At 69.3% G+C, this 13,198-nt stretch carries 12 protein-coding genes and 2 pseudogenes; 6 read left to right on the forward strand and 8 right to left on the reverse strand.

Annotated elements, in window-relative coordinates:
* Positions 1-146 precede the first annotated feature (146 nt).
* Together D7Y04_RS11270 and D7Y04_RS11275 are read left to right on the forward strand one after the other, a co-directional pair.
* A complete protein-coding gene (locus D7Y04_RS11270; protein ID WP_121759204.1) occupies positions 147-2,207 on the forward strand; it encodes a glycosyltransferase family 39 protein in 2,061 nt (686 codons plus the stop codon).
* 41 nt (positions 2,208-2,248) lie between these two features.
* Complete coding sequence (locus D7Y04_RS11275) at positions 2,249-3,790, forward strand: hypothetical protein (RefSeq protein ID WP_147477086.1); 1,542 nt, start codon at positions 2,249-2,251, stop codon at positions 3,788-3,790.
* A 12-nt stretch (positions 3,791-3,802) separates the two neighbouring features.
* On the opposite strand, the gene D7Y04_RS11280 is transcribed toward D7Y04_RS11275, so the two are convergent.
* The 3 genes and pseudogenes from D7Y04_RS11280 to D7Y04_RS46725 form a co-directional block, all read right to left on the reverse strand.
* Positions 3,803-4,600: a LytTR family DNA-binding domain-containing protein gene (locus D7Y04_RS11280; RefSeq protein ID WP_121759206.1), complete on the reverse strand. Its 798-nt coding sequence runs from the start codon at positions 4,598-4,600 to the stop codon at positions 3,803-3,805.
* Positions 4,593-4,949, reverse strand: coding sequence for a hypothetical protein (locus tag D7Y04_RS45555; protein WP_233601353.1), 357 nt, complete (start codon positions 4,947-4,949; stop codon positions 4,593-4,595). The genes D7Y04_RS11280 and D7Y04_RS45555 overlap by 8 nt, the downstream gene beginning before the upstream one ends.
* An 86-nt stretch (positions 4,950-5,035) precedes the next feature.
* Positions 5,036-5,227: pseudogene (locus D7Y04_RS46725) on the reverse strand (SBBP repeat-containing protein); the annotation flags it as partial.
* Positions 5,228-5,418: 191 nt separating this feature from the next.
* Here D7Y04_RS46725 and D7Y04_RS11290 point away from each other — a divergent pair.
* On the forward strand, positions 5,419-5,622 hold the full coding sequence (locus D7Y04_RS11290; RefSeq protein WP_120599210.1) for a hypothetical protein: 204 nt from the start codon (positions 5,419-5,421) through the stop codon (positions 5,620-5,622).
* Positions 5,623-5,820: 198 nt separating this feature from the next.
* On the opposite strand, the gene D7Y04_RS11295 is transcribed toward D7Y04_RS11290, so the two are convergent.
* On the reverse strand, positions 5,821-6,828 hold the full coding sequence (locus tag D7Y04_RS11295) for a GlxA family transcriptional regulator (protein WP_120599209.1): 1,008 nt from the start codon (positions 6,826-6,828) through the stop codon (positions 5,821-5,823).
* 52 nt (positions 6,829-6,880) lie between these two features.
* On the opposite strand from D7Y04_RS11295, the gene D7Y04_RS11300 reads away from it, so the two are divergent.
* Positions 6,881-7,630, forward strand: coding sequence for an SDR family oxidoreductase (locus tag D7Y04_RS11300; protein WP_121759209.1), 750 nt, complete (start codon positions 6,881-6,883; stop codon positions 7,628-7,630).
* 27 nt (positions 7,631-7,657) lie between these two features.
* Here D7Y04_RS11300 and D7Y04_RS11305 read toward each other — a convergent pair whose 3' ends face one another.
* Positions 7,658-9,598, reverse strand: coding sequence for a M61 family metallopeptidase (locus D7Y04_RS11305; RefSeq protein ID WP_199749642.1), 1,941 nt, complete (start codon positions 9,596-9,598; stop codon positions 7,658-7,660).
* Positions 9,599-9,712: 114 nt separating this feature from the next.
* Between D7Y04_RS11305 and D7Y04_RS11310 the strand changes: the two genes are divergently transcribed.
* Entirely contained in the window at positions 9,713-10,624 is a 912-nt protein-coding gene (locus D7Y04_RS11310) for a LysR substrate-binding domain-containing protein (RefSeq protein WP_121759211.1), read from the forward strand.
* Between the two features lie 22 nt (positions 10,625-10,646).
* On the opposite strand, the gene D7Y04_RS11315 is transcribed toward D7Y04_RS11310, so the two are convergent.
* Both D7Y04_RS11315 and D7Y04_RS11320 read right to left on the reverse strand, forming a co-directional pair.
* Entirely contained in the window at positions 10,647-11,189 is a 543-nt protein-coding gene (locus tag D7Y04_RS11315; protein ID WP_233601354.1) for a biotin transporter BioY, read from the reverse strand.
* A gap of 85 nt (positions 11,190-11,274) precedes the next feature.
* Complete coding sequence (locus tag D7Y04_RS11320; RefSeq protein ID WP_147477087.1) at positions 11,275-12,027, reverse strand: alpha/beta fold hydrolase; 753 nt, start codon at positions 12,025-12,027, stop codon at positions 11,275-11,277.
* A gap of 205 nt (positions 12,028-12,232) precedes the next feature.
* Between D7Y04_RS11320 and D7Y04_RS44405 the strand changes: the two genes are divergently transcribed.
* The gene (locus tag D7Y04_RS44405) at positions 12,233-12,643 is read left to right on the forward strand and encodes an MAPEG family protein (protein WP_158620746.1); all 411 of its coding nucleotides are present in this window, start codon (positions 12,233-12,235) and stop codon (positions 12,641-12,643) included.
* A gap of 9 nt (positions 12,644-12,652) precedes the next feature.
* On the opposite strand, the pseudogene D7Y04_RS11330 reads toward D7Y04_RS44405, so the two are convergent.
* Positions 12,653-13,067: pseudogene (locus tag D7Y04_RS11330) on the reverse strand (LysR substrate-binding domain-containing protein); the annotation flags it as partial.
* Positions 13,068-13,198: the final 131 nt, after the last annotated feature.

A 13,198-nucleotide genomic window follows, 5' to 3' on the forward strand; every position in this document is an offset into this window, starting at 1 on the left:
GGGGAGGGGATTGGGCCCGAAACCGGGGGCGGGCACACGGTCCGGACCTGCGGCGTCTGGTCCGTTCCTGCTCCGGAATCGGCTCGGGCGGCCGCTCCTGCGCGGCTTGCGGTCCCAGGGCGTGGGTGGTGAATTGCCCCCTTCCGATGAACGCCCTCCTCCAGACCTACCGCGCCCCTGACCCGTACCGGACGAAGCTCGACGGCCTGATTGTCGTGGCGCTCGTGGTGTGGGGGCTCGCGCAGCTGGCGCCGCATCTGGCCCATCCCGCCATCTACAACTGGGACGAGGCGATGCATCAGGCCGCCGCGCGCGGCACGCACGACACCTTCTTCACGCCGCACATCTACAAGGACCCGCTCTACCCGAGCGATATCCGGCACTGGTGGGCCGCGAACGTCTGGATGCACAAGCCCACGGGCCCCTTCTGGTTCGGGGCGCTGATGATGCACGTCGTGGGCGTGACGCCGTTCGCGCTGCGGCTGGCCTCGCTCCTGGGCCACCTGGCCGCGGGGGCCGCCATCTACCTCATCGCCAGACGGCCCGCGGGGCGGCTGTGGGCCACGCTGGCGGCGGTGGGGTTCCTGGCACTGCCCTTCGGTTGGCAGCTGGTGCAGGGGCGCTTCTTCGGGGACGTGACGGACTGCACGCTGGCGGGGTGCAACGCCGTGGCGGTGGCGCTGCTCTTCCACGCCACCCGGGAGAACTCCTGGCGGTGGGGGCTCGCTGCGGGAGCAGTGGTGGGGCTGGGCTACCTCTGCAAGACGGGGCTCGCGTTGACGCCGCTGGGCGTGGCCGCGACGCTGTGGGGCCTGAGCCGCCTGCGCTTCTGTCCGGGCCCGAGGTTCACCACGGTGCTGGCCATGGTGGCCGCGGCCGGAGTGGTGGCGGCGCCGTGGAGCCTCTACTCCGGGTGGCGCTGGCCGGAGCTGCATGACCTGGAGTCGCGCGTCACACGCGCGCACCTCTTCCATGATCCGACCGTGGACGTAGGCCCCTGGCGCCGCCCGCTGGACGCCGTCCTCAACGAGGTCAACCGCACGAGCTTCCAGCCGCTCCCGAACGTGCTGCCCCTGGTCGCGTTCTGCTGGCTGCTGGTGCGCGCCGTGCGCAAGCGGGACCTGGAGACGGTGGGGCTCGCGCTGTGGGTGGGCGCGACGTGGCTCGTCCTGTCGCTGGGCACGGTGAAGGTCCCGGCCATTGCCTGGGGCGCCGTGCCCGCGGTCCTCGCCGCGCTGGCCATCGCGGGCTCGGACGCGTGGCGCCATCCGACGCTCGCGGCGCTGTTGCTGGCGGCGCTCGGCACGCCGCTGGCCATGGAGCACCTGCCCGCGCTGACCCGCATGCGCGAATCGCTCCCCGCGTCCTGGGACCAGACGCGGACCCTTCCGGGGCTCGCCGAAGGGCTGGTGATGGTCTTCTTCGCGGGGGCGATGACCGCCGTGGTGTGGCGGCTGGCGCGCCGGCCCGAATGGATGACCGGGGTGCTGGGGCTCGCGGCGTCAGGCGTGCTCGCCTGGCACCTGGCCATCACGCTGCCGGTGGAGAAGGCGCGCTACGAGGACGCGCACCTCGAAGAGCTGTACGTCAGCTATTCGCGCGAGGTGGGCCTGGCGCTGTCCCGGAACACGCCGAAGCGCAGCGTCGTCTTCGCCGCGCTGGATACGGATCCGCCGCTCAACTTCGAGAACCTGAACCTCATGTTCTGGAGCGGGCGCATGACGTACCGGCGGGCTCCGGACGTGGCCCTCGCGCACGAGCGCGGGTATCACCCGTATCTCGTCTCGCCGCTCGCGGAGCCCTACGCCCCCGTGCCCGGAGTGCCGCCCCAGGCCGCGCTGCGGGCCTATGACCTGGACGCGCCGCTGCCCCAGCCCGCGCCCCTGCCAGACGGCATCACGCCCCTGTCCGTGCGGCAGGGGAACCTGGAGGTGCTCGGGTTCGCGTCCCGAAGTCTGGGCCACGGCATCGAGCGCTACGCCTTCTATGTCCGGGCGCTCGGTGTGCCCCAGACGCTGCGGGTCACCTTCCACGGCCCCGACGGCATCGTGGAGCGGGTGTTGGAGCCAGGGGTGACGCTGCGCAGGCCCCAGGCCCTGGTGGGCGCGGCGTGGTTCATCCTGCCCGCGCTGGGTCCGTCCCGCGCGAAGGTGACACACCTGGAGTTTGGTGCCGTGGGGCAGCGTGTCGCCGTGTCTCCTCCCTGAGCCGCAAAGACATTTCGGGTGCATGCGTTTGCATTTCACCCATGCGCCATCCTGTTCGGACCCTCCTGCTGACCTGCGTCTGTATCCTGGTCGCCTGCAAGCCTCGCGACCCATGGATTACCCCCACCCCCATCCCTCCTGGATATGACTTTCCAGGCAGCCGGGAGGAAATCCAGCAGTGGGCGGACGCATGGAACACCGCCCGCATCACCCCCAAGGCCTGGAACCTCTGGGCCGGTCTGCATGCCGATTCCGGACAGGTCTACCCGGGGACCGGGCTCCCCATGCCCATCTGGGACACCTGGAACGGCGAGGAGCTCTTCCCGGCCCCGGATCAGCCAACGCCAGACGTGTCGCGGCGCAAGGCCACCCATGGCTTCCACGGGCCCCGGCAGTTCCACCATCCCGCCGGCTCGGGCCCGGTCGTCACCCCCACCGACCAGCTTGTCTCCTTCAACAAGTTCAATCCGGAGATGGCCGCGTACCTGACGCAGGGGCATCCGGCCGCGCCGGGGGGGCCGTCGTTTTTCTACAACCGGTTCACCAGCCTGGCCGACCTCAACAGCCAGTGGCCGGCCAATACACCCACCGCGCAGCGGACGGTGCAGCAGGCGCCGTACACCGCGCCCTCCGCGGGGAACCGGGGCTCGGCGGCCATGGAGCTCAAGCCCGTGCTGTACCTGGTGAAGAAGCACAAGCCCACGCCAGTGCCCGTGTGGAGGGGCCTCGCGGGCAGCGTCAACTCAGACACGACGTGCACGCCCGAGCAACAAGAGGCGGACAAGTGCCATCCCACGCCCTCGCTGTGGCTGACGTGCGCCATCGTGGACCCCACGGCTCCGGCGGATGCTCCCATCGAGGAGGCCACCCCCGAGCAGATCCAGGGCGTGGCGCCACTCATCGACCAGGTGAACAGCGCCCATCCCGGGTCCGCGATCCTCAGCTGCGAGCACTACCTGCACACGCCGCTCTCCGCCCTCTACTCCTTCCAGATGACGGCCGACGAAGCCAAGGCCTTCAACAGCACCAACATCGAGGGGCTCCAGGCGGAAGCCGGCGACTACGCAGTGCTTACGGCGATGCACGTCAACACCAAGGAACTCGCCAACTGGACGTGGCAGACCTTCTGGTGGCAGCCCGGCAGCGACGCGCCGGATGACTTTCCCGGAAGCAAGAAGGGGATGACGGACAAGGTCACGGGGGCGGGGCGCAACTACGCGATGTGCACCGCCTACAACCAGACCCAGGGCAGGGGGAGCAGCAAGATGACCGTCTGCTTCAATCCCTACCTGGAGACCTCACCGAACATCCCCTTGGGCGTCCAGAGCAACTGCATGACGTGTCATGGCACCGCGGCCGTGGCCAGCGCCTTCGCGAACACCGCGAGCAGTCCGCCCGCGACGTGGGTGCTCCAGACGCCCTCGTATCCCTGTGATTACAAGGCGCCCATCAACTTCGCCACGTACCCCTGGTTCACGGGCTTCACGACCACGGACTTCTCCTGGGCGATTCCGGCGGATCCCCAGCCGCTTCCCCAGAACCCGAACAACCTTCCTTCCCCAGCGACGTTGAACTGTCCTTGACGGTGCACGGGTTCAGAACGACTGACGCAGCAGGGCTTCCACGGCGGCCTTGCGGTTGGGGCTCAGCCGCAGGCGTGTGCCGTCGCGCAGCACCACGACCCAGCCCTTGTCCACGTCGGGCTCCAGCTCGCGGATGCGCTCCACGTTGACCAGCAGCGAGCGGTGGATGCGCACGAAGCGGCGCGGATTCAGCCACTGCTCCACCTGGTTCAGCGTCTCGCGGAGCATGGGCGAACGGGTGCCCGCGTGGAGGATGACGTAGTTGCCCTCCGCCTCGCACCAGTCCAGCTCCTCGACGGGAATCAGCAGCACCTTGCCGCCCGTCTTCACCGCGATGCGCTCCACCGGTTCGGGCGGTGGCGGTGGGGGACGGTGCTGTTCGAGCAGCGCGGACAGATGCCGCAGCAACTCCTGGTCCTTCCCCTGGGCGCGCTGGCGCCGTGCGCGGTCCAGCGCGTCCCGGAAGCGCGAGTCGCTGAAGGGTTTGAGCAGGTAGTCCAGCGCGTTCGTTTCAAAGGCACGCACCGCGTACTGGTCGAAGGCGGTCACGAAGATGACGGGCGGCATCCGCTCCACGCCCACCTCGCGCAGCACGTCGAAGCCATCACACCCGGGCATCTGCACGTCCAGGAAGACGAGGTCCGGCCGCTCTCGCAGGATGGCCGCGATGGCGTCTTGCCCTCCCTCGCACTGCTGCACGGCGGTGATGTCGGAGGCCTGGGCCAGCAGGTGCGTCACATTGCTCCGGGCCAGCGGCTCGTCATCCACCACCAGCACCCGCCACCCTCCGCCACGCTGTGCCTCACCCATGGCGCGACTCCACGAACGGCAGCTCCACCCTCGCGACCACGCCGCCCTCCGGCAGGTCCTCCAACACCAGTCCATACTGCTCGCCGTAGAGCTGTTGGATGCGAGCGCGGGTGTTGTTCACGCCGATGCCGGTGCCCCAGACCCAGCTGTTGGAGCCGATTTCCCGGGTCCACAGCAGTGTGCCCGCGCTGTCGTACTTGGCCAGGTAGGCATCCACGCCGGGCGTGCCGTTCGGGTTCCCGCCCAGACCGCCGCCGCTGTAGCCCGCCAGATAGACATTGCCGCCGCATCGGCCGCGGCCTTGCGCCCGTGCGTGGTCGCGCTCAGCGTGCCCAGCTGGCGGGTCCACTGCTTGACGCCCGTGGCGTCGAACTTGGTGACGAAGGCGTCGAAGGTACCGATGCGCGTGTTCCCATCCACGCCGCCGTTGGCGGTGCCGGCCAGGAAGGAGTTGCCCATTCCATCCACCGCGGAGCCGTAGCCCTCCGTGAGGACGCCCGGACCGCCGACCTGCCGGGTCCACTGACGGACGCCGGTGTAGCGGTACTTCGTCAGGAAGGCATCCCGCTCGCCCACGAGCGGCGAGCCATCCGATGTTTGTCGCGGGGGTGGCGAGTGTGAACTCACGCCGCTCGTAGCCGGCCCAGTTCGTCTGGTTGGTGCGGGTATCGATGACCTCCCAGGTCAAGTCGTTCCAGGCCTGCAGCGTCCAGTTCTTGGGGGCACGCGAGGTGAGGGTCGAGCCGTTGTGGAAGACGATGGCATAGCGATGGATGGTCACGGCGTTCGCGGGCATCTCGTAGCCGATCCACGCGGGCGTGTTGCCCCGCGCGGAGATCCACATCGACGTGGAGGATGCGGAATCGAAGGCCTTCCAGGCCTCGTACTCCGCGCTGTACGCACTGGAGCGCGTGACGGCGCCGGCCGGGGTCGTGGAGCCCGTCATGACGGGCATCACGTTGACGCAGGTGAGTTCCTGCGCGACGGAGCCCATGTCTGCCTCCGGTGGGTCTTCTCCCTGACAACCTGGAAGGGACATCAGGACCAGCGCGCTCGCGAGAACGGTGTTTCGGATGTTCACGGTGACTCCTCTTGGGCCGTGCGGACCGCCGCTCGGCGCAAATGGGAGATACCGGTCTGTTCCCCGTCACCCGGGCGTTATGTGACGAAACCGCCGGCGCGCGGGACGAGACCGCCGTGTGCTGGGATGAAACCGGCGCTCAGGTCGCGAACCGCTTCCGGTAGTCGCTCGGCGAAACGGCGAGGTTGCGCTGGAACGTGACCCGCATCCGCTCTTCGCTGCCGAAGCCGCACATCCGGGCGATCTGGTCGATGTTGCGCTTCGACTCCTCCAGCAGCCCCCTGGCTCGCTCCAGCCTCAGGACCTCCACGGCCTTCGCGGGGGTACGGCCGGTCTTCTGTTTGTAGACACGCGCGAAGTTCCGGGGACTCATCCGGGCCTGCCGGGCCAGCATCTCGACGGTGAGGTCGTCACGGCCCAGGTTGTCCGCGAGCCACAGGTGCAGCGCATCGAAGTCGGCGGTGTCCTGGGTCTGGGATTGCAGCAGCTCGCTGAACTGGGATTGACCGCCCGGCCGCTTCAGGAAGACGACCAGCTCCCGCGCCACCTTCATGGAGATGTCATGTCCATGGTCCGCCTCCACCAGCGCGAGCGCCAGGTCGATGCCCGCGCTGACTCCCGCGGAGGTCCACACCGGATCCTCCCGGACGAAGATGGCATCGCGGTCGAGCGTGAGGGAAGGGAATCGCTCACACAGCCGGTCTCCCATGGCCCAATGGGTCGCCGCGCGTTTGCCGTGAAGCAGCCCGGCCTGCGCCAGCAGGAAGGTGCCGCTGCACACCGAGGCGGTCCTGCGGGCCGCTGCCGCCTGTTTCCTCAGCCATTCAATCAGAGGTCCTGACCGGGCCAGCACCTGCTCGATGTCCGGCGAGCCCGGAACGACGAGGGTGTCGACCGGCACGTCCCTGAACGCGGCGAGCGGAGACGTCTGCAACGCGACGCCTTCCGCTGACTGCACGAGCCCGCCTTCCAGGCTCACGGTGTGGCGGACGTACCCCGGCCATCCACGCTCGGCCAGGGCCTTGGACGCGGCCCAGAACACCGTCTGGGGCCCCGTCATGTCCAACAGCCCCATGTCCGGAAAGGCGACGAAGAGCACGGTGCGCGGCCGGCGGGAGGTTGGCGGAAAACCAGGGGTGGATGGCATGGCGGCCAACACCTTTCACCCATACGTTGCTGGCGTCAACCGAAAGGCAAACATGAAGATCGTGGTCATTGGGGGCACCGGCCTCATCGGAACGAAGCTGGCGAAGCGGCTGCGCGAGCAGGGCCATGAGGTGGTGGCGGCGGCCCCCAGCATGGGCGTCAACACGCTCACGGGCGAGGGCCTGGCGGAGGCGCTCGCGGGCGCGCGGGTGGTGGTGGATGTGGCCAACTCACCGTCGTTCGAGGACGCCGCCGTGCTGTCGTTCTTCGAGACCTCGGGGCGCAATCTCCTCGCGGCGGAAGCGAAGGCCGGCGTGGAGCACCACGTCGCGTTGTCCGTGGTCGGCACCGAACGGCTGCTGGGCAGCGGCTACTTCCGCGCCAAGATGGCCCAGGAGAAGCTCATCCAGGCTGGCGGGATTCCGTACACGCTGGTTCGCGCGACGCAGTTCTTCGAGTTCATGGGCAGCATCGCGCAGGCGGGAGCGGACGGGGATGCGGTGCGCCTTTCCACGGCGCTCATGCAGCCCATGGCGGCGGAGGATGTAGCGGACGCGGTGGCCGAAGCGGCGCTGGGCAAGCCGGTCCAGGGCATCGTCGAGGTGGCCGGACCGGAGCGTCTGCGCCTGGTGGACGCGGTGCAGCTCTTCCTGCGCGCCAGGCAGGACGGGCGCAAGGTCATCCCGGATGCCCGTGCGCGCTACTTCGGCGTGGAGTTGGAGGACAGCTCTCTCACGCCGATCGGCACGCCTCGTATCGGGAAGACGCGGTTCGCGGAGTGGCTCGGCCGTTCCGCGGCATGACGGCGCGCGTGGAGGCGCTCAGCGGAGTCAGTCTCGCGGCGCCAGGATTTCATCCAGGAGCGCCGGTGTGCCCTCGACCCGCCGCAGCCGGGGGTAGCGCAAGCCCTCATCCCAGGGAATGAGGGCGGAGCGCGTGGCCGTGCCCTGGCGCCAGGAGAGCCGCAAGGGCTCCTGGTGCGCGGTGGCCTTGACGGCGTCCTTCAGCCGTTGCGCGTCGTAGGGGCTCCCGTTCACGGCCGTCACCACCGCGCCGGGCAGCAGGCCCACCTCGAAGGCCGGCCTCTCCCACTCCACCCGGAGCACCTTCCCGTCCTTCGCGAGCGTCATGCCGAGCGAGTCGCCGAGGTCCACGTTCCCGCTCGCCGCTTCGGCGCGCCGGACGGCATCCGTGGGTTGCTCGCTCCAGGTGAGCGCGTAGCCGCCTCGGGTGATTCCCTCCAGGGGCGGGGCGTCGTGCGTCTCGTCAATCCGGGAGCGGAAGAAGCCTGCCCAGTCATGGGGTTGGATGGCATTGAGCGTGGTGACGATGTCTTCCAGCGTGTACGTCATCGTCACCTGGCTGCCCGGGCGCACGCCGAAGAACGCACGAGCGAAGTCATCCAGCGACTTGCGGCCGCCACTGCGCTCCCGGATGAGCGTGTCGGCCTCCAGCCAGATCAACTGGCCCTCGGAGTAGGCATCGAACATGTCGCGCTGCCAGCCCTTCCAGGAGAGCGGTTTGCGGCGCTGCACGATGGCGTCGTTCGTCGCGTCCCGGAGCGGGCGCCAGCGCCGGCCGGGGCGGTTGGCCATGGCCGCCGCGGTCGCGGCAAGGTCCTCGAGCGCGTCCTCCCTCGTCCACAAACCCGCCCGGGTGGTGAGCACGTCCTGCCAGTAAGAGGTCAATCCCTCGAACACCCAGAGCAGCGAATCGCGCTCTGGCGTGTTGAAGTCCGGCGTCCACATCTCCGCGGGGCGGCGGAACAGGCCGTTCCATGAATGGACGAACCCATGCGCCAGCCGGCCCCGCTGCTCGGGCCGGTCCTTCCAGGTCGTGAAGTAGTCGGCGGGCACGGCATTCTCGCCCGAGCGGAGGTGTTCGAAGTAGCTGGGGCCGAAGCCGTCCGCCAGCCAGACCAGCAGGTCGTACTGGTCAAAGTGTCGCGAGCCGAAGAGCCGGTAGGCCTGTTGCACCAGTGCCTGGTGGCCCTGGACGAAGCCGGGAGGCGGTTCGAGACTCGCGGCGTCGTCGGCGACGATGTTCACGTGGACCGGGACGGGGTCCTCGCTCAACAGGATGCGTTTGAAGTGGCGGCCGGCAATCACGGGCGAGTCGACCAGCGTGTCCAGCGTCACCGGCTGGAACCGGACCTCATCGCCCTCCCGTTGGGCGACGGTCAGCGGCGAGGCGAACTCCCACGCGGGCGGCAGCTTCACGCTGGCCACACAGGTGATGCGCCGGGCGTAATGGCCCGCGGGATACAGCACCAGGTTGTGCCATTGCAGATCCATCATCGTGGACGTGGCCACCACCGGGCCCACGCGCGGCTCCGTGGCACCAAGGAACTGGAAGTGCACGTCGATGGACGTCACTCCGGCGGGGATGTCGATGTGGAACGCCGCGACCTGGACGGCGTCGCGGGTCCACGCAAGGACTCTCTTCCCGGCCTGGACCTTCAACCCCGCGAGTCCGTCCAACTGCCCGGTGGGCCCATGGTCCCCTGGAAGCCACTGCGGAAAGAGCAGCGTCAACCGCCTTCCAGGCGTGACCGGGAGGGTTTCCGTGACGCGGAAGAGACCGCGCGCCGTGTCGGTGGCATCGACGCGCAGTCGAAGGGTGCCGGGGTAGGGCGTGTCTCGCGGCGCCGCGATGGGCGGTGGCATGGGCGCGGGTTGGGGCAGCGGCCAGGACTGGGCTGCGGAGGAAGCCTGCGCGTGCGCCGCCGCCGAAAACATCCAGACGGCCACCGTGGCGACAACGAATGGCATGACCCTGACGCTTCGAGGATGGGCGGGAGAGGCCGGCATGACTGGCGTCGTATCCCGGGCCCGCCTTGCCGAAAAATCCGAAGTCTGGAAGCCTGGGTTCGAGGAAATCGAACGATGCTCCCCCGGATCAACCTGGACATGGATGTCTTGCGGACGTTCGTGACGGCCTTCGAGCTGGGCAGCTTCGCCCGGGCCGCAGCACGGGTGGGCCGTTCGCCGTCAGCGGTGAGTTCCCAACTGCGCAAGCTGGAGGAGCAGGTGGGCCGCGCGCTGGTCGAACGCTCCGGAAGAGGCCTGGTCCTGACCGAGGCGGGTGAGGTGCTGCTGGGCCGCGCGCGGCGGATCCTCGAATTGAATGATCAGACCGTGGACAGCCTGCGAGGCAGCGAGTTGGAGGGCGAGGTCCGTCTGGGATTGCCGCAGGACTTCGCTGAAACGTGGCTGCCCCGGGTGCTCAGCACCTTCGCGCGCGCGCATCCCGCGGTGCGCATCGAGGTGCGCACCGAGCGCAACGCCCAGCTCGTCAACCACGTCATGACGGGCAAGCTGGACCTCGCGCTCGCCTGGAGCAGTGGGGCGCGAGGATGCAGTGAGCGCGTCGCCGAGCTGCCGCTCGTGTGGATTGGCCAGCCTGGCTGGCAGGGCATGGAGGGTCGCGACCAGCCGCTGCCGCTCATCGCCTTCGAAGCGCCATGCGTCTTCCGGGAGGCCTGCACGACCGCCCTGGACCGGAAGGGGCTCGCCTGGCGGATCGCGTTCGCGAGCCCGAGCCTCGCGGGCCTCTGGGCTGCGGCCGAGGCGGGGCTGGGCGTGACGCTGCGGACGGCCTTCAGCCTGCCGAAGACGCTGGCCGTGCTGGAGCCTGGACCCTCAGGCCTCCCCGCGCTCGGGAGCATTCCTGTGTACCTGCTCAGGGCTGAACGGGAGCCGAGCGAGACCGTGGCCCAACTGGCGGGCATCCTGCGTGAAGCGCTCGCGCAGGAGCTGACGACACCCCGGCGTTCACGGCCGCGCGGCGCGGGCTGACGCCCATCCCGTCCGCGCCGCTTCAGGGCGCGCGAGGCCGCGTGTATTTCCAGGCGAGGGGAGTGATGACACCCGCGATGGCGGCCTTGAGCACTCCCCCGGGGATGAAGGGAACGAAGCCCTTCTGGAAGGCCGTGGCGAAGTCGAGCCCGGCCTTCACGTGGAGCCACGACACGCCGATGATCAGGACGAGGAGCTGGCCCGCGAGGAAGAGCGGAACCGCCGTCCACCACCGCCGGTCATAGCCGTGGCGCGCGGCGAGGCCCACGAGGAACGCGGCGGGGAGGAAGCCCACCAGGAAGCCGCCCGTCGGACCGGCGAGCGCTCCCCATCCGCTGGCGCCCTTCGCGAAGAAGGGCAGTCCCACCGCGCCGAGCAGGAGATAGGTGACCTGCGCGGCAAGGCCACGCCCGGGGCCGAGCGCCGCCGCCGTGAGGACGACCGCGAGCGTCTGTCCCGTGATGGGTACCGGTGAGCCCGGCACGGAGATGGAGACCTGGGCGAACAGCGCGGTGCACAGCGCAGCGCCCAGGACGAGCGCGGCTTCCTGTGCGCGCGTGCGCACGAAGCGGTCAGCCAGGACGTGAAGGGGGAGGGGAGACACGGGTCGATGCTCGGCGAGGACGTACGCCGGTGCAAGACATGAGGACTCAGGGTCGAGGCGTCATCCGAGCGACCAGCGCGCGCATCGCGGAAGCCACGGCGTCCGGGCGTTCCATCCAGGGGAAGTGCGCGGCGCCCTCCACCCGCTGGTGGAGGATGTGCGGCCCCTGGAACGCGGGCTGCGACCAGGGCGTCTGCTGGACGATGCGGTCCTCGGCGCCGCTGATGATGAGCGTGGGCAGGGAGCGCGGCCACCAGGTGTGGACGTACGTCTCATCGAAGTTCCGGTCGGACCAGTCCACCGCCGCGCGGTTGTAGGGCATCCGCCGCAACAGCTCGCGCCCCGCAGTCACGCTCTCCGGCGTGAAGTTCCACTCCGCCGACGCCACCGCGATGTCGCGGAGCCGTTCATCCGTGCGCTCGGCTTCATAACGCCGGGTCGCGGCGTCGACCTCGGGCAGGGGATGGCGCTGGGTCATCTCGAAGAACGGCGCACGCCAGTTCGAGTCCGGCGCCGTGCTCACGAGCACCAGGCCCACGAGGAGCGACTCCAGCTCCGGCACGGACAGCAGATACATGCCGCCCGTGGAGTGCCCCAGATAGACGCAGTTCGGAAGTGCCTGGGCGGCCTCGATGAGGACCCTCGGCCACACGTCGTAGGGATTCTGGGGCGCACCGGGAGGAGAGACGTTGGACCCGTCTCCCGGCAGGTCCACCATCCAGCACGTCCCGGGAACGTCCAACGCGTCCGCCAGGCTGAACAGGCTCTCGGAGCCAATCCCCGGCCCGCCCGGGAGCATCAGCCAGTTGAAGGCGCCTGGACGAGAACCCCGCCGCCGGAGCCGAACGCCTGATGCCGTGAAGAACGCTTCCGCCTGGGAGTTCAATGACACGGGACTCAGGGTCACAGTCAACCCTCGCGGCGTCAACGCCGGAGTCGTCGCATCCCACGGGCGTCATGAAACGGCTAGCGTCCCAGCCTTCTCGTGGTTGGAGGCTCTCTCTTTGACGAATCCCCTGCTCGGCACGCTCTCCCTGGTCCCGGTGACTTCGCTCTACGCCGCGCTCAACGCCTTCCTCACGCTGGCGCTCTCCATCAACGTCAGCATGGTCCGTACGAAGCTCAAGGTGTTCCGGGGCGACGGAGGCCATGCCGGCCTCGGGTCCGCCATCCGCGCGCATGGCAACAACGTCGAGCAGGTTCCCCTGGCGCTCATCCTGCTGCTGTTGGCGGAGCTGAGCGGTGGGAACTCGACGGCGCTCCATGTCTTCGGCGGTGCGCTGCTCGTGGCGCGGCTGGCGCATGCGGTCGGACTGCTCCGCACGAATCCCATCCAGGCGGTCGGCGCGACGCTGACCCTGGTCGTGCAGTTGGGCCTGGCGGGATGGGTGCTCTGGCTGCGGCCCTGGGGCTGAAGCCTTCGCCTAACCCACGTCTTCCATGGCCCGTGCCCGTGCCCGGATCTCCGCCGCAGGTGTGCGCGGGGCCCCGTGCGCCAATGGTGCGCCGCCAGCTCCGAGCGGGGTGCGGGGGACTGACGCTTCACCACACCCGCTCCGCGTCCGCGAGCCGAGGCTCCGGAAGCACGGTGACGGCAAGTCCCGCGCGGACGATGGCCATCGCGGTGGCCACCGCGCTCGATTCGAGCGCCACCCATGGCGCGAACCGCATCGCCGCGAAGTGCGCGTCCACGCGGGCGCGCACCCGCAGGCCGCGTGACAGGAGCGTGAAAGGTTCTTCCGCGAGCAGCTTCATCGCCACGGACTCCGCGCTCGCCAGCTCATGCTCCCGTGCGACGACGGGCGCGAGCCGGCTGTCGAAGACGGGCTCCGCGTTCAGGGCCCTGAAGGATCCCCTCATTTAGCAAGTTGATCATCAGCCGCCTGCTTGGCTGGCGCGTGCGCCAAGGCAGTGGCGCGGTGCAGAAGACGCGGCCATGCTGGAGCGCAAGGTGGCCCTCAACGAAGAGC

It is taken from the genome of Corallococcus sp. AB038B (assembly GCF_003668955.1).
Taxonomy (GTDB): domain Bacteria; phylum Myxococcota; class Myxococcia; order Myxococcales; family Myxococcaceae; genus Corallococcus; species Corallococcus exiguus.

Coding starts and splice junctions, on each gene's coding strand:
- D7Y04_RS11270 (WP_121759204.1), top strand. CDS start 147: ATGAACGCCCTCCTCCAGACCTACCGCGCCCCTGACCCGTACCGGACG.
- D7Y04_RS11275 (WP_147477086.1), top strand. CDS start 2,249: ATGCGCCATCCTGTTCGGACCCTCCTGCTGACCTGCGTCTGTATCCTG.
- D7Y04_RS11280 (WP_121759206.1), bottom strand. CDS start 4,600: ATGGGTGAGGCACAGCGTGGCGGAGGGTGGCGGGTGCTGGTGGTGGAT.
- D7Y04_RS11295 (WP_120599209.1), bottom strand. CDS start 6,828: ATGCCATCCACCCCTGGTTTTCCGCCAACCTCCCGCCGGCCGCGCACC.
- D7Y04_RS11300 (WP_121759209.1), top strand. CDS start 6,881: ATGAAGATCGTGGTCATTGGGGGCACCGGCCTCATCGGAACGAAGCTG.
- D7Y04_RS11305 (WP_199749642.1), bottom strand. CDS start 9,598: ATGCCATTCGTTGTCGCCACGGTGGCCGTCTGGATGTTTTCGGCGGCG.
- D7Y04_RS11310 (WP_121759211.1), top strand. CDS start 9,713: ATGCTCCCCCGGATCAACCTGGACATGGATGTCTTGCGGACGTTCGTG.
- D7Y04_RS11320 (WP_147477087.1), bottom strand. CDS start 12,027: ATGCTCCCGGGCGGGCCGGGGATTGGCTCCGAGAGCCTGTTCAGCCTG.